The organism is Elizabethkingia sp. YR214, assembly GCF_003058195.1.
Classification (GTDB): Bacteria; Bacteroidota; Bacteroidia; order Flavobacteriales; family Weeksellaceae; genus Elizabethkingia.
In genome coordinates this window covers 318,386-340,971 of the sequence record NZ_QBUH01000004.1, presented here as the reverse complement: position 1 = coordinate 340,971, position 22,586 = coordinate 318,386, and the positions used below count along the sequence as shown (strand labels likewise).

Below are 22,586 nucleotides of genomic sequence, written 5' to 3'. Positions count from 1 at the left end.
ATGATTATAAATTATAATAGCAAAGATATTTTCACTACTTTAAGATATAAATACAAATAAAAAAGCCCCAAACTAAGTTTGAGGCTTCATTATTTTTATGTATAAATTACATATAGGCTTCGATTGGTGTACAAGTACAAATTAAATTTCTATCACCATAAGCTTCATCAATTCTGGAAACTGTGGCAAAGAATTTATTCTCTCTCACCCATTCTAACGGATATGCTGCTTTTTCTCTTGCATATGGCTTGTCCCATGCATCAGAAATAACAAGTTCCATTGTGTGTGGTGCATTTTTCAGTACATTATTTTCTGCATCTGCAACTCCTTCTGCAATCTCATCGATCTCTTTTCTGATAGAGATTAATGCCTCTGCAAAACGATCGATTTCAGCTTTACTCTCACTTTCAGTAGGCTCTATCATTAGAGTACCTGCTACCGGGAATGAAACTGTAGGTGCATGGAATCCGTAATCCATAAGACGTTTCGCAATATCAGCAACTTCGATCCCTAAAGATTTGAATTGTCTGAAATCTACGATACATTCGTGAGCGACTCTGTCATTCTGATTACTGTATAGGATTGGATAATGCTCCTTTAAAATATTTTTAAGGTAGTTAGCATTAAGGATTGCATGTTCTGTAGCTTTTCTAAGCCCATGAGCTCCTAGCATTTTGATATATGCATAAGATATATTCAAAATTAAAGAAGAACCATAAGGTGCTGCAGAAATTGCATCAATTGCTTTTTCTCCTCCTGTTTTAATATTAGGGTTAGAAGGAAGGAATGGCACTAAGTGTTCAGCCACACAGATTGGGCCAACACCAGGACCTCCGCCTCCGTGAGGAATAGCAAATGTCTTATGTAAGTTCAAGTGACAAACGTCTGCACCAATGTTTCCTGGACTTGTAAATCCTACCTGAGCATTCATATTTGCACCATCCATATATACCTGACCTCCATTGTCATGGATAAGTTGCGTAATTTCTTTTACGTTTACATCAAAGAATCCATAAGTAGATGGATATGTAATCATAATTGCAGATAAATTCTCTTTATTCTGCTCTACTTTTAGTTTTAGATCTTCAAAATCAATTTCTCCGTTTTCAAGGTTTTTCACTACTACAACCTTCATACCTGCCATAGCTGCAGATGCCGGGTTAGTACCATGAGCAGACTGAGGAATTACAACTACATCTCTGTGGAAATCTCCTCTGGATCTGTGGTACTCACGGATAACCATTAATCCTGCATATTCACCCTGAGCTCCTGAATTTGGCTGAAGCGAAGTAGCTGCAAATCCTGTAATTTCAGCAAGATCTCTTTCTAACTCTTCAATTAGCTGCTGATAACCTAAAGCTTGCCCTTTTGGTACAAACGGATGAACAGATCCCCATTCGCTCCATGAAAGCGGAAGCATCTCTGCCGCTGCATTCAACTTCATTGTACAAGATCCTAAAGAAATCATAGAATGCGTTAAAGAAAGGTCTTTTCTCTCTAATTTTTTGATATAACGCATTAATGCCGTTTCTGTATGATAACTATTGAAAACATCATCTTTAAGCACTTCATGTCTTCTTACCAGGTTCTCAGGAATAGAACATTCTTCTTTGATTTCAAGTACAAATGTCTCAGCACCTTTAAATCTTGCCAATTCATCTACTAATGATTGTAATTTAACCAAAGTAGATGTTTCGTTTAATGAAGCACTTACAAACTCAGGTGTAAAGTAGTTCAGGTTAATTCCTGCTTCTTCCAGCTGCGTTTTTAATTTATGTTTATCTTCTTCAGATAATTTGAATTTAACTGTATCAAAAATAGGGTGTTTTACAACCTCATATCCTAATCTCTCTAAAGCTCCTCGTAAAGTATTCGCTTTGTAGTGTACCTGATTAGCTATAAATTCTAATCCTTTTGGTCCATGGTAAACAGCGTACATACCTGCCATTACAGCTAGTAAAACTTGCGCTGTACAAATGTTAGATGTAGCTCTTTCACGCTTAATATGCTGCTCTCTTGTTTGTAAAGCCATTCTTAATGCTGGCTTACCATACATATCCTGAGAAACACCAATAATTCTTCCCGGAATATCTCTCTTATAATCTTCTTTACAAGTAAAGAAAGCTGCATGAGGACCTCCGTATCCCATAGGAACACCGAAACGCTGAGATGTACCAACAGCACAATCTGCACCCATTTCAGCTGGGGATTTTAATTTAACCAAAGCTAGCGGATCACATGCAACAGCAACCTGTACAGCAAGAGTTTTGTATGTAGAAATAAGATCTGTATAATCTACAACTACTCCATTTTTACCAGGATACTGAAGTAATGCACCATAGAATGTATTATCTAATTGCATTGTCTCGTGATTTCCTATCACGATTTCAATATCTAATCCTGAAGCTTTAGTTGTAAGAACCGCAATAGTTTGTGGCATTACAAGATCCGAAACGAAGAACTTATTTACACCTCCTTTCTTCTGTTCTTTTGTTCTGTTTGCAAAGAACATGTGCATTGCTTCTGCTGCTGCTGTACTTTCATCTAACAAAGATGCATTGGATAATGGCAATCCTGTTAGTTCAGCCATCACAGTCTGATAGTTAAGAAGCGCCTCAAGACGTCCCTGTGCTATCTCAGCCTGATATGGCGTATATGCTGTATACCAACCTGGATTTTCAAAAATATTTCTCTGAATAGCCGGTGGCAAAATAGTATCATGGTATCCGTAACCGATATAGTTATCGAATTGTGCATTCTGGCTCGCCAGAGCTTTGGAATGCTGCAACATTTCGTATTCTGAAAGTGCCGGAGAAATATCCAGATCTTTGTTTAAACGAATCTGCTGCGGAATTGTTTGTGAAATTAGTTCTTCAACACTCCCTACACCAATTTTTTGTAACATTTCGGATTTGTCTTTTTCGCTCATGCTAATATGGCGATTGACAAACTGTTGTGTGTTCATATAACTTTTATTAGATTTTTCAGAAATTTTGGAGTGTAAATTTACAAATTTTTAAAGGATATTCAATGCATAAAATTCAGCTTATGCATTCCCGTTTTCACAGTACAATTAGTGATATTTATCAGGTTTTAAGCACCAGCTCACTGAAAGCTTTTTCCACTTTTTATGCTTCATTATTATCATTTCGTAATTAAAGATTACATTTGCTTTTTATACAGTCTATGAAAAACTCTATGATCGAAAAACTTTCTTCTTTTATTTCCAACTTATTTAATCCTGTATTTTCGTTTTTATTCTTTCTTTTATATTACGCATTCAATACGATGGAAAGCGGAGAAGCATGGTTATTTATAGGGAAAGCTGTCCTCATCTTTGCAGTTCCTATATTAGGATATATCTATTATAATGTAAAGAAAGGAAAGTTTACGAACATGGATGTTTCCAACAGAAAACAAAGAAATAGCCTTTACTACTATATCATCGCTTTATTACTACTATTTATTGTTGTAAATCTTATTACAGGCAAAACCATACCTGCTGCTTTTTATTACCTAACAGGACTCTTGTGCGTAATGATGTTGAGTAACTTCTGGATTAAAAGTTCTATGCATACAGCTCTTAATTTCTTTGTCGCAGCACTTTTTTATCAGCTTTCACCAGCTTTAGGGTTTATCTGGGGCGGACTTACTGTAATCATTGCTATCACGCGCCTTATCCTGAAAAGACATACGCTGAGTGAGGTATTTTCAGGTGCTGTTATCGGAATAATCTTTTCCATAGCTTTTGTTTATTGGAATTAATCCCTACTTTTGGGTAAAATAATTTTTATGAAGAGCCTTACTCCGGCAGAGGAAACGCTAATGCATGCGTTATGGACAATAGAAAGAGGGTTTCTTAAGGATATTATGGAAGCATATCCGGAGCCTAGACCACATCACAATACTGTAGCAACAGTATTGAAAATATTGGTTGAAAAAGGATTTTTGAAAGTAAAACCTTTTGGCAGGCTTCACCGTTATGAAGTAAAAGTTTCTAAGGAACAATACTACCAGCAGCTGCTAAGATTGTTTATAGAAGAATATTACCATGCATCTCCTGAACTTTTACTAGCTGAAATGATCAGATTAGAGCTTTTAACCGATCAGCATCTAAAGCCTTATACTACAAGTATTATTGCTGAGCCTGTTTCTGTAAAAGAGGAAGAAGCTAAAAAAGCAAAACCAGAGAAAGAAAAGAAAAAGAAGAAAGAGAAATCTAAAAAGAAAAAAGCTGAGAAGAAATCAGCAGGATAATTTTTTTACATAAAAGAATATACAAACACCCTGAGTTTTGAAAATTCAGGGTGTTTTTTATTATTATAAAACAAAGAATACCTTATTTTAAATTTTAAAATAAAAAAACCGGAAGATCACTCTTCCGGTCACGACACGACAATTGTCGTCTTTTACTAGTATCTATTATTATTAAATGATCTTCTAGGTTTTTCTTCTTTAGGTCTAGCTTCAGAAACGTTAAGGTTTTTACCTTGAAACAAAGCTCCGTTTAAAGATTCAATAGCTGTGTTAGCTTCATCATTGTTTGGCATTTCAACAAAACCAAAACCACGAGAACGACCAGTCTCTCTATCCATGATAATTTTAGCAGACTGAATAGCACCATATGAAGCAAAAAGTTCTTCTAATTGAGATTCCTTAACTGAATAGTTAATGTTTGAAATAAAAATGTTCATTATAAAAAATTAAAATTGTTGATAAAATATGATTTAAAGTAATCAAAAAACGTAATGAACATCCTATTGATTTCTGTTAAATAATGCAGGCAAGGTACAACAATTTTATCGAATATTATATGTTTCTTCCAAAATATCAAAATATTGTTTTAAAATATTTTCTTTAGAAAATCTACTTTCCATGGAATACCTTATTAATTCAGGGGATTTATCACTATACAGTGATTCCAAGATTTGTTTCGCAAAGCTTTCATGTTTCTCAATATTTAACATTTCTCCGTTCACTTTTGACTGAATAATTTCCGAAAGACCGTTTAATTTGCTATCTGCTAAAACATAAGTACCGCAACATCCGGCTTCCAATAATGTATTTACTGAGTCATCACATTTAGACGAAAGGATAAATAAATCTGAATATTTGACACAGGCATAAGAATTACTCATTGTGCTATGAAAAATCACATTATTCAGATTCAGGTTATTTTTTGCCTGCTGTATTTTTTCTTTGCTTATTTCATTGGTTAATATATGAAGTCTCACCTTTTCATTTTCAAGATGTTTAAATACCTGCAACAAATGCTCGAATCCTTCTGTAGATGAAGAATCTCCCATTGTAACAATATTCTTGTATTCATCGTCAAAAAAATGAGGTTTCCGGACATCAGAGAATTTATTATCCATCTGATCAAAATCTACAGAATTATGAATTTTCGCCAGTTTACGGGGGTCAATTTTAAAAGTATGAATAAGATCGTTACGTGTATCCTCAGAGGGTATAATAATCTTATCATAATTATTATAAAATCTATAGAAAAAACGCAGACTCCTCCTGAACAATTGTCTGGAGAATCCTTCAGTCATTTTTGTGATAAACTTAGTATGCGGGAAGAAGTAAGAAAAGTATGCAAAATAAACATTTAGCTCTTTTGCATTACAGAAAACAATATCGGGATTTCGTTTTTTAATCTGTCTCAGAATGACAGTTAAAGAATTTCTGATTTTCTCTACCTGCAGATCAATAACCTCTACATACTCCCGAAGTGCATTCAGGTTATAATAATGCTTTCCTTTATTTAGTAATAGAACTGAAGGGCGAAAGATATCTCTTGGCAAATATTTCAGTAGCATTGAAACAGTATATTCCTCCTGATCTGGTCTGAGATCAGGAAGAATAAACATAATTTCAATAAGCTTCATTTTTCCTGCTTTTAGTTCGCTACATCGCTAATAAATTTTATACGCAGCATTCGGATTTCCTCGTCGGAAAGTTCGTCAGAAAATTCAGTGCATAAAGTCTTCATACTATCGCTCTCAGACTCCATCATAAATTCCATAAACCCTTCTACAATATCCTCATCAAAATTCTCATCGATATAATAGTCGATATTTAGTTTCGTTCCCTGATAGACGATACTCTCCATTTCGGAAAGCAGTTCGTCCATTGTCAGATTTTTAGCTTTAGCAATATCTTCCAAATCAATTTTCTTATCCGTATTCTGAATAATAAAAACCTTATGACTGGATTTATTTGCTACCTGCTTTAGTACCATATCGTCCGGACGGTCGATATCGTTTTCCTCAACATATTTTTTTATAAAATCCGCAAATTCCTTTCCGAATTTTTTAGCTTTTCCTTCTCCTACTCCGTATATCTTAGAAATCTCATCTATACTAATAGGATATTGTACTGTCATATCCTCCAAACTCGGATCCTGGAATACTGTATATGGCGGAATATTATTTTTCTGGGCGACTTTCTTCCTTACCTCTTTTAGTAAGCTGAACAATTTATCGTCCAGTCCACGCGCTGTATTTCCTAATGTAACTTCAGAGGATATTTTGGCAGTTTCTGCCAGGTTATATACTCTGTCTTCTGCTATTTCAAATTTCGATTTCAACTTACCGTCGATACAATCTAAGCCTTTTTTCGTAAGCTTTAGTACCCCGTAGGTTTCAATATCTTTTAATAAAAAATCCTGAACTACTGCCTGTCGGATAATAGATTTCCAGTAATTATCCTCCTTGTCCTTACCACTACCAAAGTGGTGATTGTTTTCAAGTTTATACGACTTGGTTACAGCATTTTCTTTACCTGCAATTACTGCTACTAGATCTTTTGCTCTGAATTTCTGCCCCAGATCATTTACCAGGCTTAAAATTTTCGTCAAATCCTCACTTGCATCTTTTAATACAGGCGGGTTTACTGAATTATCACACATCTTGGCTCCAGCTCCGTTTACCGGATCAAACTTTTCACCAAAATAATACAGCAGGTACTGACGGCGACTCATGGATGTTTCAACATATCCCACTACTTCGTTAAGCAGCTGTAAACCAATCTCTCTTTCCGAAACTGGTTTCTGAGCCAGAAACTTTTCAAGTTTTTCAATGTCCTTCGGATCGTAAAAGGCAATACAATGTCCTTCTCCCCCGTCCCTTCCGGCACGTCCAGTTTCCTGATAATAACTTTCTAAGCTTTTTGGTATGTCGTAATGAATTACAAATCTTACATCCGGCTTATCAATTCCCATCCCGAATGCTATAGTTGCTACAATAACATCTACCTCTTCCATCAGGAATTTGTCCTGATTGGTAACACGTGTTTTGGCATCTAAACCCGCATGATATGGTAATGCATTCAGTCCGTTTACCTGAAGCAGCTGTGCAAATTCTTCAACTTTTCTTCTGCTGAGACAGTAAACAATCCCTGATTTACCATTTTGGGCTTTGATGAATTTAACAATTTCTTTATCGATGTTTACTTTCGGACGTACTTCATAAAATAAGTTGGGCCTGTTGAAAGACTCTTTATATACAAGAGCATTCGTCATGCCAAGTGTTTTCTGAATATCATCCTGAACTTTTGGAGTTGCTGTAGCCGTTAGTGCAATAACAGGAACATCCGCAATTTTATCGATAATACTTTTTAAATTTCTGTATTCCGGACGGAAATCATGTCCCCATTCTGAAATACAGTGCGCCTCGTCTATTGCAAAGAAAGAAATAGGAACCTCTTTAAAGAAATCTATATATTCCTCTTTAATCAACGATTCCGGAGCTACATAAAGCAGCTTTGTTCTTCCGTTCCGGATATCATCCATCACGGTTTTCGTCTGAGTTTTGTTCAACGAAGAATTAAGAACGTGTGCTACTCCCTCTTCAGAGGAAAGCCCGTTAACCGCATCTACCTGATTTTTCATTAGTGCTATTAGTGGTGAAACCACAATAGCTGTTCCCTCGCTCATTAATGCCGGCAACTGGTAGCATAATGATTTACCTCCACCTGTTGGCATCAGAACAAAGACATCACTCCCTTCTAAAAGTGAAGATATAATCTGTTCCTGATACCCTTTGAATGTTGTAAAGCCAAAATACTTTTTCAATGACTCCGCTATGTTCGCAGATTTTGTATTCATCCTTTGATTTAAGTTTACTAAATTTGCATCTTATCAAAGATAATGAAATTAATATAACAAAGCAATATCTACATTGAAAACCGAAGAAATTCTAAGCCTTGCTCGAAAGACCTTTTCCATAGAGATTCAGGAACTGGAAAAGACAAAAAATTCACTAAATGAAAATTTTATTCAGACTGTTGAGAAAATTTATGAAACCAAAGGCAAGCTTGTCGTTGTGGGCATTGGCAAAAGTGCTCACGTTGCCAACAAGATAGTGGCAACTTTAAATTCCACAGGCACTCCTACTCAGTTTCTGCATGCTGCCGAAGCAATACATGGAGACCTTGGTTTACTGGCTAAAGAAGATGTTGTTCTATGCATATCAAATTCCGGAAATTCTCCCGAAATTGCATCCTTGGCTCCTTTCCTGAAAAATTATTCTTCATGCCTTATTGGTATGACTGGAAATCTAAACAGTAAGCTAGCCGAATCTTCAGATATTATCATTAGTTCTGCCGTTGAGCAGGAGGCCTGTCCTAATCAACTGGCTCCTACCAGCAGCACTACTGTTCAGATGGCGCTGGGAGATGCTTTAGCAATATGTCTGATGGAGCTAAGAGGCTTTAAGGATACTGATTTTGCTAAGTACCACCCTGGTGGATCATTGGGCAAAAATCTTACAGCTACAGTTGCTCAATTCCTTTCGGATAATAAGCCTGAAGTACATGAGAGTGCCAATATCCGGGAAATCATTATTTCTATCAGTGCTTCTAAACATGGAATTACTGTGGTTACCAGCGGAAATGATATAATCGGTGTTATAACAGATGGAGATTTACGCAGAATGCTTATGCAGAATGAGGATGTTTCTGGTATTACAGCTCAGCAAATTATGAGTAAAAACCCTAAAACTATTGACAGAAATTCTCTGGCAAAAAATGCCATGGAAATTTTGAAATCCAACAATATTGGTCAACTTGTCGTAACAGAAAACGGAATGTATTCCGGAATTATCGACATTCATAAATTATTAGATGAAGGTATTATTTAAACAATGAGCGAAACTAAAGAAAAAGAAATGTCCTTTTTGGGGCATATTGGTGAATTAAGAGGGCATTTAATACGTTCCATCCTGGCTATTGCTATTGGTGGTTTTGCTATTGGATTCAATATTAACTGGGTTATGGATCATATTTTATTTGGTCCAACAAAACCAGATTTTTTAACCTTTAAAGTGGTAAACCACTTTTCACAAATGGTGTTCGGACATGATACAATTGATCTACCAGAAAAATTTCCAATCCAAGTAAGAAGATTATTTGAACAGTTCAATGTAATGATGGCGGTTTCTATTGTTGGAGGTATTATGATTGCATTCCCTTATATCGTATGGGAATTATGGAAATTTATCAGCCCCGGGCTACATGAAAACGAAAGAAAAAATTCAATTTTTGTAATCAACAGTACATGGTTAATGTTTATGCTGGGGGCACTTAGCGGATACTTTTTGGTGATGCCTTTTGTAATCAACTTTGGTTATTTCTTTCATATTTCAGATACAATTCGTGTAGACATTGACCTTTCCAGCTACATTACTATTTTCCTGCAGGTAGTATTAGGAATGGCGGTTATTTTCCTTTTCCCTATTGTTGTATATATGCTTACGTCCATCGGAATTCTTACACCTAAATTCTTAACCACTTACAGAAGACATGCAATTGTGGTTATCATGGTTGTTGCAGCTATTATTACACCTGCTGACGTATTGAGTATGATGGCAGCAGCTTTACCTCTGCTTGTTCTATATGAAATAAGTATATTTATGTCCAGACTTATGGAAAAAAGAATGAAGAAAAGAGCAAAGAATAAAGAAACTCCGGAAACCAATCTACCTAAGATAGAAAACTAAACATCTCACATCACTATGAAAAAAATTATAATCTCTGCACTTCTATTATCAGGAGTTCTCGGGTATTCTCAAAATAAGAATGCTTTTGGAGAAAAAGAACATGTGTTTACAAAACAAGATTCTCTGTTCGGATCTAATACAAAATACAGAGATTTTTGGGATGTAAAAAAATATGATATTGAGGCTGAACCCAATTTTGCACAAAAAAGTGTAAAAGGCAGTAACAGAATTAGCTTCAGTATTACAAAAGATGTAAATAACCCGACATTTCAAATAGACATCCAACAGCCTATGAGGGTTTCTAATGTGATGAGTGACTTTGAAATTTCCTCTCAGAAAAGAGACGGAAATTTCCTCTTCATTCAAACCAAAGGAAGCTTTAAAAAGGGGGATGATCACTTTATCAGCATAGATTTTGAAGGAAATCCTATTGTTGCTAAAAGAGCTCCGTGGGATGGAGGTTGGGTTTTCGCGAAGGATGCCTCCGGAAAACCATGGATGACCACAGCTACCGAGGGTATTGGAACCAGCGTATGGTTACCTATAAAAGACTATTGGGGAGACGAGCCAGACAATGGTGTAACTTTTACCGTTATCAGCCCTAAGGATCTTACGGGTGTATCTAACGGACGCCTTATAGAACAAAGAACTGAAAATGGTAAAAACGTTTCGGTTTGGGAAGTTAAAAATCCAATTAACGATTACAGCATTACGCCTTATGTTGGAAATTATGTTCACTTCGGAGATAGTTTTGATGGCGAAAAAGGAAAGTTATCTTTAGATTATTACGTTATTAAAGAGAATCTTGATAAAGCTAAAAAGCAGTTTGAGCAGGTAAAACCTATGCTGAAAGCTTTTGAGCACTGGTTTGGCCCTTATCCTTTCTATGAAGATGGTTATAAACTTGTTGAAACCCCTCACCTGGGAATGGAGCACCAGAGTGCTGTAGCCTATGGAAACAAATATCAAAACGGGTATTTGGGAAGAGATCTTTCTGGTACAGGAGTTGGATTAAAGTTTGACTTTATTATTATCCATGAAAGTGGACACGAATGGTTTGCAAATAATATTACAGCACAAGATACGGCTGATATGTGGGTACACGAAAGTTTCACATGTTATTCAGAAACTCTTTATTCAGATTTCGTCTTCGGCAAAGAAGATGGGAACAAATATCTTATTGGCCAGAGACACAACATCCAGAACGATGAGCCAATTATTCCGGCTTACGGTGTGAGAGCACATGGCAGTGGAGATATGTATTATAAAGGGGCAAGTATGCTTCATACAATCCGCCAGGTGATTAACGATGATGAAAAATTCCGTCAGATTCTCAGAGGCTTAGGAAAAGATTTTTATCATCAAACTGTTACTGGCAAGCAGGTACAGGATTATATCAATCAAAAATCCGGTATAGACTTCTCAACAGTGTTTAGTCAGTACCTTACTACTACCAATATTCCGAAACTGGAATATAAGCAGGATGGTAAAAAATTATCTTTCAGATGGGTAAACACTGTAAAAGATTTTAAATTGCCTGTTCGTTTAAAGAATTCCAAAACTGTTATAACACCTTCTGAGGAGTGGAAAACAGTAAAATTAAAGGACAAAAACCCGGTGGAATGGGATGCAAATTATTATATTGATTATACCCTTATAAAATAAAAAAAACACTCCTTAAGGAGTGTTTTTTTTTATAATATCCATTATAAAAAGTTATTTTTCATATTTTTACACTCAGGAATATAATTTAGAATAATAAGAATATGGCAAGAAAAGTAGTAGACGGTCCAATAAGAAATAAGGAAAAAACTAAACAAAAATTATTAAACGCTGTTGGAAAAATTCTGGCAACAAAGGGATATTCTGAGTTAAAAGTTTCCAAAATTGCAACCGTTGCAGGACTGGATAAAAAACTAATCTATTCTTATTTTGGAAGTACAGATAAGCTTATTGATGAGTATATAAAATCACAGGACTTCTGGGCTAATGTAGATGATCAGGAAATAATGACTTCCGGTTTTTCTGATGGTGGACAGGAAATCACAACCAATATGATTCTGAAGCAATATGAGACTTTAGCCAAAAACAAAGAATATCAAAAAATTATTTTATGGGGTATCTCAGAAACCAGACCATCTCTGAGAAAACTTGCAGATGACAGAGAGGCCGTAGGAAACCCGCTGTTAGACCAGGTTATAGATCCTCTTTTTAAAGAACAATCTAAAGAATATAGAGCAATATTGGCAATGCTTGTAGCAGGTACATACTATCTTAATTTACATTTTACTGTAAATGGTTCAACTTTTTGCGGACTTGACTTTAATAAAGAAGAAGATGCAAAAATTCTGAAAGATGCTATCGCCACTATTATAGACGACCAGTACAAAAAGCTGGAGAAAAAATAAAAAATTAGCACTATTTTATAAAAAAAGCCGGAAGTTATCTTCCGGCTTTTTTATTTCAAAAATGCTTTACAAAATTGCTTCGCGTACTCTTGTTAGCTTTTCCAGTAAAGCTTCCAAATAATCTAATTTTAGCATGTTTGCACCATCTGATTTTGCCACAGCAGGGTTAGGATGGGTTTCGATAAAGATCCCGTCTGCACCAACTGCAATACCAGCTTTAGCAATAGTTTCTATTAACTCTGGTCTTCCGCCTGTAACACCAGAACTTTGATTAGGTTGCTGTAACGAGTGGGTAATATCTAATATTGTAGGCGCATACTGACGCATTGTAGGAATCCCGCGGAAGTCTACAACCAAATCAGTATAACCAAAAGAGTTTCCTCTTTCAATCAGTGCTATTTTATCATTACCTGAATCTTTTACTTTGTCTACAGCAAACTTCATAGATTCCGCAGAAAGGAATTGTCCTTTCTTCAGTGTTACAGCTTTACCTGTTACGGCAGCTGCTATCAATAAATCTGTCTGACGCACTAAGAAAGCAGGAATCTGTAATACATCTACATACTGAGCGGCTAATGCTGCATGTTCATTTTCATGAATATCAGTTGTTGTAGGAATATCATACTTCTCCCCTACTTTTTTCAAAATTTCAAGCGCTTTAATATCTCCTATCCCGGTAAAGCTATCAACGCGTGAACGGTTGGCTTTTTTAAAAGAACCTTTGAATATATATGGAATATTGAATTGATTGGTAAGCTGAACTACTCTTTCTGCTACTTCCATAGCCAGATCTTCGCTTTCTATAGCACAAGGTCCTGCAATAAGAAAGAAGTTCTTAGAATCTTTATGTTTGATCTTATCTAAAGCCTGAATCATCTTTTATTTTAATTAAAAATTTCAGTAAAATTACTCATAAAATTACAGAATCGGAAATTAATTTCCGGCAGCTTTCATAGAGCTTCCCTATCGTATCCATACTTAATAACACTAATTATCAGAATATTAAATAGAATTTATTTAACTTTATTCTATGATACCTAAAGAGTCATTAAATGAATTTTATGCTTTACATGGGCAACAGCATGCTAAGACAGGACAATTTAATGTATACCGTAGAGAAGATTTTATGTGCAGCCATCACCTGCCCCCTGTTTACCGAAGAGATTTTTATAAGATTTCATTAATTTCAGAGGGTACTGGGGTCATTCATTATGCTGATAAATTAATAAATATTGACAGACCTTCTATTGCATTCATGAACCCTTTAGTTCCTTATTCCTGGGAACCTACTTCGCAAAAACAGACTGGTTATTTTTGTCTTTTTACAGAAGATTTTGTAAATCCAACATTAAAAAATGAAGGCCTGTCACAATCAGCTTTATTCAGAGCGGGAGACAACCATGTATTTTTCCCCGATGATAATAGCCTAAAATTACTTAAACCTTTATATGAGAATATGCTGAACGAAATTCAGTCTGATTATCATCATAAATATGATTTGCTAAGGAGCTATGTACAGATTATAATGCATGAAACTATAAAGATGCAACCATCCAAAACGCTTCAACAGCATTCAAATGCTTCTGAACGCATTAGTGCATTATTTCTGGAATTATTAGATTCCCAATTTTTTATCGATTCACCTGACCGGGTAATATCATTAAAAAAGGCACATGAATTTGCTAGACAACTTTGTATACACACCAATCATTTAAACCGGGCATTGAAACAAATCACAGGCAAAACAACTACTCAATGGATAGCTGAGCGCACAATAAAAGAAGCAAAATCATTATTACAATTCAGTAGCTGGAACATTAGTGAAATTTCGTATTGCCTTGGTTTTGAAAATTCCTCAAATTTCATCATTTTCTTTAAAAAACAAACCGGGAGTTCACCTTCCCAATTCAGGAGAAACATTATTTCAATTTCATAATCTTCTGTTTGTTTTACATAGTTTAATTTTTATCTGGTACTCTGAACTTTGTCTTAATTAAAATTATAAGACAATGACACAAAAAAATTTAAAAGGAAAAACTGCTCTTATTACAGGCGGCACAACGGGTATTGGATTAGCAACAGCAAAGCTGTTTTTAGAAAACGGTATAAAAGTAGTTATAGCTGGACGGAGAGCGGAACAAGGTATCAAAGCTATGGAGATATTGCAACAAATAGCTCCTGACATTCAATTTATTCAAACCGATGTTTCAAAAAGAGAAGAAGTTCAGCATCTTATCAGTGAGACTATAAAACATTTTGGAAAATTAGATATTGCTTTTAACAATGCTGGAATCGAAGGTCATTTTTCTCTTATTGAGCAGACTTCTGAAGAAGAATTTGATCAGGTAATGAATATTAATACGAAAGGTATATGGCTTGCATGCAAATATGAAATTGAACAATTTAAAAAGCAAGGAACACCCGGAACTATTGTTAATACATCTTCATGGCTGGCAAAAGGAGCATCTGCAGGATCTAGCGTATATTCTGCAAGCAAAGCTGCTTTGGATGGTATGATCAGAGCTTTGGCTGTTGAAACTGCTACTGAAGGCATTCGTATAAATAATATTCAGCCAGGCTATATCCGCACACCAATGTTTGATCGTTTTTTCCTGGGGGAGAATGCTGAAAAAGCAATAGAACCCTATAAAAAACATGCTCCAATCGGACGTTTTGCAACCCCAGAAGAAGTAGCGGAACTTGTATTATGGTTAAGCAGTCCTTCAGCTTCTTTTATAACAGGTGAGAGTATCTTAGTAGACGGAGGTCTTTCAATAGGAGGACAAAGATAAATCACAGAACGAAATGAATAAATTACGTTTTTATATTTTCTTTCTTTTAGTAAGCCAACTGAGCGTACAACAACTCGTTGGTCAAAATTCTAAATCAAAACATTATATCTTGGATAGTAAAAAAGCATCTATTGTGTATAACAAACTCTTTCAATATGGAATAGCAGACGCTTTTGTAGGAGGTTTGTATAAAGGTTCTCTTTCTTTGAAAGATTTAAAACTGAAAGGCGATTTTGGGTTGGGAGCGCCTGATCTATTGGATGGAGAACTAACTATATTAGATGGAAAAGTATACCAGACTAAGGCGACCGGTGAGACTATAGAGTCTGACAATGAATTTAAGACATCATTATCATTTGTTACTTTTTTTAGACCTGACATTAATCTTACTATTGAAAAAAGAACGGAGGAGAAATTATTGTTATATAAAATAAGCCAAGCACTTTCAAACAAAAACGCCATGTACTCTATTAAGATTTCAGGAAATTTTTATAATGTAAGAACAAGAGCATTTCCACCTGTAAAAAATGAACCTTTTCCTGTCTTAACTTCTATATTTGATACTCAAAAAATCTTTGATTTCCCTGAAAAAGAGGGCGTGTTGGTAGGCTATTATATTCCTGAGTATCTGAATGGAATAAATGTTACAGGCTTTCATTTTCATTTTCTTTCCACGGACAGAAAATATGGAGGACATGTATTAGATTTTATCGGAGAAAATCTTAATATCGAAATTGCAGAATTAAAAGGTTTTGAATTAGAAACATCAAGAGATCCCGATTTTCAGAATTTTAATTTCAACATAAAAGACAACAAAGACCTAAAGCGTATAGAGCAGGGGTATTAATTTTTTTCAAAATCAAACTACCTGATTAATATATTTATAGAGTTTCATATTTAAAGTTTTAAATATGAAACTCTATAATATTACTTGTCTTACAGCATCTTTTTTAGTATTTTTTCTATCGTATTAATGTTTCGACTTGTGAGCCTGTCTTTAAGTGATTTCTTTCCAAGAATTTTGCCAAAATCTGAATTCAGTGTATTTCCTTTAGGAGTCTGCCAGTAGAAATTTGTACGAACAATTTCAGCCTGCTCATTTTCCTTATATACTGCATCATCAAAAAACTGCATCAAAACATCTTCTGTTCCTTCTGTTGTTATGAAAATATAGTTATGATACTCTGGTGAAGAAATAAAAGGTGAACTACTAAAAATAGTTGTTATTTCAGCTTCATTCCTGATAAAAAGAAAAGCTTCATAATCGAAATAATCTGAAAGTTCTTTTTCCAGTTTTGTTTTCAGATTCTCTACGGAATCTGCGGAAGAAAAAATAATATTACCTGATGCCAAAACCGAAGAAACATCTTTTACTCCTGCATTCTGAAAGACTTTACAGACTTCCGCCATCTTCATATTAGTCCCTTTTACATTTACACCACGGAGAAATGCGCAGTACTTTTCCATGCTTACAAAATCTTCTTCAAATTTACGAAAGTATTTTGTTATAAACAGCCTGTTATGATTAGTAAAAGAATTAGTGTGAAACTGCTTTTAGTCCGATAAGAGATCCTATTAATGTAAACAGAAAGAAGATTCTCCAGAAGCTTGCAGGCTCTTTAAAAATAAAGATTCCTACAATTACCGTTCCGACAGCACCTATTCCTGTCCATACTGCGTAAGCTGTACCAATCGGTAAGGTTTGTGTTGCTTTCATCAGAAGAAGCATACTAATGGTTACCGTCACAAAGAATCCGCCATACCACCAATAAGACTCGACTCCGGTTGTTTCTTTTGCTTTTCCCAGACACGATGCAAACGCAACTTCACAGATCCCTGCAATAATTAAAATTATCCAATTCATTTTTTAAAATTTAGCGGCACAAAATTAATACATGCATTTTGAAAAAAAATTTACATATGATAAAAAATCATCTGATTTCTGCCCGAATCCTGCTAAGACTTACCTGGGTAATTCCTAAATAAGAAGCTATATATCCCAACTGTATTCTCTGCAGAAATTCCGGATGTTGCTTCATCAGATCTCTATAACGCTCGCCAGCCGCCCGAACCTGTCTGGATATAAGCCTTTCCTCAGTCTTTATAAGCTCCTGTTCTGCAAGCCTTCTTCCCCAGTTGGCAATATGAATATCTTGCTGATAAAGCTTTCTTAAACTGTCTATTTTTAGCTCATATAGTTCGCAAACTTCCAGGAGTTCAATATTCTCATAACCAGGTTTATTTTCAACATAACTCCGCATAGAAATAACAGTATTACCTTCTTTTCCAAACCAAAAAGTAATCTCATTACCGTCCTGTAACACATAGGCTCGGACAATTCCTTTTTTAACAAAGTAAACTGAGGTTTCTACCTTGTCGATTCCCATTAGGTTATAACCTTTTGGAAAGCTAACTTCATGAATATGTTTTTGAAGTTCTTGTCTGGATTCTTCTGGCATTACCCATATCTGATCCAGAATTTCTTTTAAAGTCATTCCGTGTATTTTTGGACTTTTATATCATTAAAAATAATAAAAACTACCACAATGTGGTAGTTTTTATTATTTGAATATTTTATTTTTTTATTGCGTAGCTTTAATCACCTGACTTGTGATCTGATCCATTTTTTCTTTGGAGTAAGTTGAATCATAAGGCTTCATTACATTGAAAAGATATTCGTAGAAAGGTGTAATCTTCTGTACATTTTCAGATTCTTTATACGCCTTTTCTTTACCCATAGCCTGAAGTCCTTTAACAAAGTCCGAGAATCTCTTATCTACAGGTGTAATTGAGTTTACAATATACTGGTAGGCTTTATCTTTCTGTCCCATCTCTTCATAAGCATCACTTACTGTACTTACAACAACAGAATATAGATATGGTTGTAGAGAAAGTTGTTTTCTCACAAACTTCTGCTGTGACGGATCCAGGTTACTGAAATAATCGTACTCATTAAAAATATTCTTTTTCAGTTCTTCAGCCAATTTAAGACCTTTCTGTTCCTGACCGGCAACAATATAACCGTAAACTATCTCAGCTAAAGAACGCGGATCATTATATTTAGCTACCGGAATTTCTGTCGATGCAAGGTCTAATAATTCTAAAGCTCTCTTCTTATCACCTTTTGCTACTAACTCCTGAGCTGCACGAGAAGCACTCATTCTGTAGCTGATGATATTCTGAGTAGCAGTTTCATCATAGTGGTTATACAGATCTTTGAAGTTACCCCACTTATAGTTTTTCACCACATTATAAAGGTCGTCTGCATCTACCCTTCCCATATCGCCTCTGTTATTTGTTTCCGTTTTAACTGGAACCAAACGATAAGAGAATCCATCGAATTGTAAATAATCACCCAGAAAGAAAATATTCGCTGCATCGTATACACCTCCAGCAGAGAAGCTAATCGGGCGTTTCCAATCGAATGTAGCTAATAGATCTAACAAGAATACATTATTCTTCATAATAGAAGATTTTGCATAATCTATTGTGATATGATCTACTGCCAATCCAGCTTCCTGAGGCTTAATAATTCCTGCTTTTACAGCATTGTTTACATTAACAGGAAGGACAAATTTACTAACCGGAAGAAAGTTTAATTTTTCATATTTATCATCACCAAAGATAAATTTCAATACAGTGTCTTTATCCTCAGATTTCATTTTCAGGAAGTTTACTGCGTCCTTCATCGTCATAGAATCCTGTACAAGGTATTTTCTGAATGATGACAATACAGTACCCGGAGCTCCCTGAGATTCAAGGTTTTTATAAATAGCATTCCAGTCTTCTTTGGACATTACATATACCTGATCATTTACACCCTCTTTATAATTTTCATGAGACATAGATAATGGTATCGGATTAGAATTATCCACCTTACGCATCATCTGATCGATAAACCAAGGTGTTGTAAGAAGAGCCTGGTGGGCAACTCTTACATCATTTCTGAACCCTTCTGTCTGCTGGATTCCCCATACAGGATAAGTATCATTATCTCCATAAGAAATCATAATTGTTTCTTTTGGTAGCGATTTCAGGAATGAATATGCATAGTCATAAGCAGCATATTTATGGCTTCTGTCGTGTACTCTATAATTCTGGAAGCCCATCATAAATGGAATTCCTAAAAGGATAATACCTGCAACCCAGTTAGCTTTGCTATTCTTTACTTTCTGATCCAGAAAATAGAAAACTGCAGCAGCTCCTAATCCGATCCAGATTGCAAAAGCATAGAACGAACCTACCATCGCATAGTCACGCTCACGTGGTTCAAAAGGTTTAACACCCGTATAGTAAACAATGCCTATACTCGTAATAACAAACAGAGAAAGGATTGCATAAAATCGCCCAAAATCTTTGTTTAGCTGGAAGAAGAATCCTACTAAACCTAAAAGAAGCGGAAGGAAGAAAAATACTACAGTAGATTCATTCTTATAATATGCCGGCATTTTGCTCTGGTCACCATGCATTGTATTATCAATAAATGAAATACCACTGATCCAGTTTCCGTTTGTATTTTCCATCTGCCCCTGTAGATCGTTCTGTCTTCCGACAAAATTCCACATCAGGTATCTTACAAAATAGTAACCATTCTGGAAACTAACGAAATAATCAAAATTCTGACTGAAAGAAGGCTTTTGGATGTTGATCAGGTTATAATTCTTCACCTGCATATAATCATCCACCTTTATAGATCCGTCGTTATATTTCTTTTTTAGTTCATCAAATATTTTATGAGCCTGAGGATCATCGGAAACATCAGGGTTGCTATAATTGAATGTAAAGTCCGGCGCTCCATACATAGAGATATAATTAGACATTACATCTTTATCACTATTGAACATTCTCGGAAAGAAGCCTACATGGCTTTTATTGAAAACAATGTTATCTCTTTGTCCTACTAAAACATAACGTCCGGTTTTATCATCTTTCTCATATATATCACCAGTTTTCTTTGTTTTATAACTTCCGTCTTCATTTTTTTCCATCCCATTATAATCCAGGTAAGCTGTATAATTCTCACCATAAGACGTTGGCCAGTCCCCATACTGTACACGGTTATAATAATCCAACATTCCAATAGCATTGTCGGGATCATTCAGGTTAATTGCCGGATTTGCCATTGCACGAATAGGAATTACCATCCAACAAGAAAAACCAATAATCATGTAAACAAGGCTTAAAGCAATTGTCTGAAAAATACTGTTTTTCTTCTTTCTTGCATAGCTTATTGCCAGATAAGAAAGTCCTGCCAATACAATGAAAGCGAATATTATCCCTGAATTAAAAGGTAAACCAAAACCATTAACGAAAGTTATTTCACTTTTTGCGAACATAGCCATTATAAAAGGAAATACTCCTTTGAATACTAATCCTAAAATAACAAGCGTCACCACATTAGCTATGATAAAGCTTTTCCAGGTAAAAGTATATTTTCTTGAATAATAAATAAGGCATATTGCGGGAACGGCTAGCATACACATCATATGTACCCCAACAGAAAGCCCTGTTACAAAGAAGATAAGAATAATCCATCTTTCATTATCACTTTCATTAAATTCGTTTTCCCATTTACAGATCAACCATAAAAGTAAAGCAATAAACATACTGGACATGGCATATACCTCTCCTTCTACTGCAGAAAACCAGAATGTATCACTGAAAGTAAAAGCCAATGCTCCTATAATTCCGGAAAAAAGGACACCTACTATCTGATTACCTGTAAGTTCATCCATTTCTTTGTTTAGAATTCTTCTTACCAGATGTGTAATTGTCCAAAATAAAAATAATATGGTGAGGGCGCTGCATAAAGCGGACATAGCATTAATAACTGTTCCATAATGATGTCCGTCTCCAAATGCAAACATTGCTACAACTGCGCCTATCAATTGGAAGAGAGCTGCTCCCGGAGCGTGTGTTACCTGCAATTTTACTGCAGAAGATATATATTCTCCACAATCCCAGAAACTGAGATTTGGCTCAATTGTGGACAGGTAAGTAATTGCGGCGACCACAAAAATTCCCCATCCTAAAAAGGTATTCCATTTCCTAAATGTCCATTCCTTCATGCTAAAATTTTAAATTGTGTTGCGAAATTAAGGTTTTTAAAATACTTTTTGCAGTTTTTTTTCATTTCAGGTAAAACATGACAAGAATTAGGATTTCTATAAATCACTATAAATTAATGCTTTTTAAGTTTTTTTTAATCTTTGAATTTTAAATCGTAGATTTTGGCATAATTTTGACATATTGAAACCAAATATTTTTATATTTTTGCAGATAGTTCTTATTAGAGAAAAATGATATATAATGACTAATGTATTCGATAACATTCTTGGTTTAATCGGGAACACTCCCATGGTTAGGTTAAACCGTGTAACGAACCACATTCCGGCTACAGTATATGCTAAACTAGAATCCTATAATCCCGGACACTCAACAAAAGATAGGATTGCGATCCATATCATAGAGGCTGCGGAGAAAAAGGGTATCCTAAAGCCAGGTGCTACAATTGTAGAAACTACTTCAGGAAATACAGGCTTTTCAATCGCAATGGTTAGTATTATAAAAGGTTACAAGTGTATACTTGCTGTTAGTGACAAAACTAAACCAGAAAAAATTGCTTACTTGAAAGCTTTGGGAGCAACAGTATATGTTTGCCCTGCCAGTGTACCGGCAGATGACCCGAGGTCTTATTATGAAGTAGCAAAAAAAGTCGCTTCGGAAACTCCAAATTCAATCTATATTAACCAATACTTCAATGAATTAAACATTGAAGCTCACTATCAGAACACAGGTCCTGAAATCTGGGAACAGACAGAGGGAAAAATAACTCATATTTTTGCATGTTGTGGTACCGGAGGAACTTTATCCGGATCTGCAAAATTCTTAAAGGAGCAGAATTCTGATATTAAAGTAATTGGTGTAGATGCAGATGGTTCTATTCTGAAGACTTACCATGAAACTGGAGAAATAGACAAAGATGAAATTCACTCTTATCAGATAGAAGGTTTGGGAAAGAATCTTATTCCCGGAGCTTTATTATTTGATCAGGTAGATGAATTTGTTCGTGTAAATGATGAAAACTCGGCATATGCCACAAGAGATATTGCATTAAAAGAAGGAATTATGGGTGGTTATACCACAGGTGCTGTTGTTCAGGCTCTGAAACAATATGCAGAAACCCATGAATTTTCTAAAGATGACCTTGTTGTACTTATATTCCCGGATCACGGTTCCCGTTATATTACTAAGGTATATAATGACGGGTGGATGGAATCTCAGGGATTTAACCGTAACTGTGTACACAATTACGAAGAGGTCTTCAAAACAGAATACATCAAATAATTATTGTAATAATTTAATATAACTTTTCTCCCGATACT

The 22,586-nt window shown here is 35.2% G+C and carries 19 protein-coding genes; 10 read left to right on the top strand and 9 right to left on the bottom strand.

From position 1 onward, the window contains the following. Positions 1-106: 106 nt before the first annotated feature. The gene (gene gcvP / locus C8J95_RS10145; protein WP_107808231.1) at positions 107-2,965 is read right to left on the bottom strand and encodes an aminomethyl-transferring glycine dehydrogenase; all 2,859 of its coding nucleotides are present in this window, start codon (positions 2,963-2,965) and stop codon (positions 107-109) included. A gap of 233 nt (positions 2,966-3,198) precedes the next feature. Here gcvP and C8J95_RS10140 point away from each other — a divergent pair, with 233 nt between their 5' ends. Next, positions 3,199-3,765, top strand: a complete 567-nt coding sequence (locus C8J95_RS10140; protein WP_107808337.1) for a phosphatase PAP2 family protein — start codon at positions 3,199-3,201, stop codon at positions 3,763-3,765. Positions 3,766-3,792: 27 nt separating this feature from the next. After that, positions 3,793-4,257 carry a BlaI/MecI/CopY family transcriptional regulator gene (locus C8J95_RS10135; RefSeq protein WP_107808230.1) on the top strand — a complete coding sequence of 155 codons (465 nt, stop codon included), beginning with the start codon at positions 3,793-3,795 and terminating at the stop codon, positions 4,255-4,257. 155 nt (positions 4,258-4,412) lie between these two features. On the opposite strand, the gene C8J95_RS10130 is transcribed toward C8J95_RS10135, so the two are convergent. The 3 genes from C8J95_RS10130 to recQ form a co-directional block, all read right to left on the bottom strand. Next, the gene (locus tag C8J95_RS10130) at positions 4,413-4,694 is read right to left on the bottom strand and encodes an RNA-binding protein (protein ID WP_009085940.1); all 282 of its coding nucleotides are present in this window, start codon (positions 4,692-4,694) and stop codon (positions 4,413-4,415) included. Positions 4,695-4,799: 105 nt separating this feature from the next. Then, entirely contained in the window at positions 4,800-5,891 is a 1,092-nt protein-coding gene (locus tag C8J95_RS10125; protein WP_107808229.1) for a glycosyltransferase, read from the bottom strand. A gap of 11 nt (positions 5,892-5,902) precedes the next feature. Further along, positions 5,903-8,110: a DNA helicase RecQ gene (recQ, locus tag C8J95_RS10120; protein ID WP_107808228.1), complete on the bottom strand. Its 2,208-nt coding sequence runs from the start codon at positions 8,108-8,110 to the stop codon at positions 5,903-5,905. Positions 8,111-8,183: 73 nt separating this feature from the next. Between recQ and C8J95_RS10115 the strand changes: the two genes are divergently transcribed. From C8J95_RS10115 to C8J95_RS10100, 4 genes are all read left to right on the top strand, one after another. After that, a complete protein-coding gene (locus C8J95_RS10115; RefSeq protein ID WP_107808227.1) occupies positions 8,184-9,143 on the top strand; it encodes an SIS domain-containing protein in 960 nt (319 codons plus the stop codon). A gap of 3 nt (positions 9,144-9,146) precedes the next feature. Further along, positions 9,147-10,001, top strand: a complete 855-nt coding sequence (gene tatC, locus C8J95_RS10110; RefSeq protein WP_107808226.1) for a twin-arginine translocase subunit TatC — start codon at positions 9,147-9,149, stop codon at positions 9,999-10,001. Between the two features lie 15 nt (positions 10,002-10,016). Further along, positions 10,017-11,666: a M1 family metallopeptidase gene (locus C8J95_RS10105; RefSeq protein WP_107808225.1), complete on the top strand. Its 1,650-nt coding sequence runs from the start codon at positions 10,017-10,019 to the stop codon at positions 11,664-11,666. Between the two features lie 101 nt (positions 11,667-11,767). Further along, positions 11,768-12,409: a TetR/AcrR family transcriptional regulator gene (locus C8J95_RS10100; protein ID WP_107808224.1), complete on the top strand. Its 642-nt coding sequence runs from the start codon at positions 11,768-11,770 to the stop codon at positions 12,407-12,409. A 66-nt stretch (positions 12,410-12,475) separates the two neighbouring features. On the opposite strand, the gene kdsA is transcribed toward C8J95_RS10100, so the two are convergent. After that, a complete protein-coding gene (gene kdsA / locus C8J95_RS10095; protein WP_078772618.1) occupies positions 12,476-13,285 on the bottom strand; it encodes a 3-deoxy-8-phosphooctulonate synthase in 810 nt (269 codons plus the stop codon). 154 nt (positions 13,286-13,439) lie between these two features. Here kdsA and C8J95_RS10090 point away from each other — a divergent pair, with 154 nt between their 5' ends. From C8J95_RS10090 to budA, 3 genes are all read left to right on the top strand, one after another. Beyond that, a complete protein-coding gene (locus C8J95_RS10090; RefSeq protein ID WP_107808223.1) occupies positions 13,440-14,345 on the top strand; it encodes an AraC family transcriptional regulator in 906 nt (301 codons plus the stop codon). A 73-nt stretch (positions 14,346-14,418) separates the two neighbouring features. Further along, positions 14,419-15,201 (top strand): SDR family NAD(P)-dependent oxidoreductase, encoded by a 783-nt coding sequence (locus C8J95_RS10085; protein ID WP_107808222.1) that lies wholly within the window; start codon positions 14,419-14,421, stop codon positions 15,199-15,201. 13 nt (positions 15,202-15,214) lie between these two features. After that, positions 15,215-16,048: an acetolactate decarboxylase gene (gene budA / locus C8J95_RS10080; protein WP_107808221.1), complete on the top strand. Its 834-nt coding sequence runs from the start codon at positions 15,215-15,217 to the stop codon at positions 16,046-16,048. 89 nt (positions 16,049-16,137) lie between these two features. On the opposite strand, the gene C8J95_RS10075 is transcribed toward budA, so the two are convergent. From C8J95_RS10075 to C8J95_RS10060, 4 genes are all read right to left on the bottom strand, one after another. Further along, positions 16,138-16,668, bottom strand: a complete 531-nt coding sequence (locus C8J95_RS10075) for a DUF1697 domain-containing protein (protein ID WP_107808220.1) — start codon at positions 16,666-16,668, stop codon at positions 16,138-16,140. Positions 16,669-16,738: 70 nt separating this feature from the next. Continuing rightward, positions 16,739-17,065 carry a multidrug efflux SMR transporter gene (locus tag C8J95_RS10070; protein ID WP_009085924.1) on the bottom strand — a complete coding sequence of 109 codons (327 nt, stop codon included), beginning with the start codon at positions 17,063-17,065 and terminating at the stop codon, positions 16,739-16,741. Between the two features lie 67 nt (positions 17,066-17,132). Continuing rightward, positions 17,133-17,696 carry a Crp/Fnr family transcriptional regulator gene (locus C8J95_RS10065; protein ID WP_107808219.1) on the bottom strand — a complete coding sequence of 188 codons (564 nt, stop codon included), beginning with the start codon at positions 17,694-17,696 and terminating at the stop codon, positions 17,133-17,135. An 87-nt stretch (positions 17,697-17,783) separates the two neighbouring features. Beyond that, positions 17,784-21,269, bottom strand: a complete 3,486-nt coding sequence (locus tag C8J95_RS10060; protein ID WP_107808218.1) for a DUF2723 domain-containing protein — start codon at positions 21,267-21,269, stop codon at positions 17,784-17,786. Positions 21,270-21,510: 241 nt separating this feature from the next. Here C8J95_RS10060 and C8J95_RS10055 point away from each other — a divergent pair, with 241 nt between their 5' ends. After that, a complete protein-coding gene (locus C8J95_RS10055; RefSeq protein WP_078772621.1) occupies positions 21,511-22,548 on the top strand; it encodes a PLP-dependent cysteine synthase family protein in 1,038 nt (345 codons plus the stop codon). The last annotated feature ends 38 nt before the right edge of the window (positions 22,549-22,586 follow it).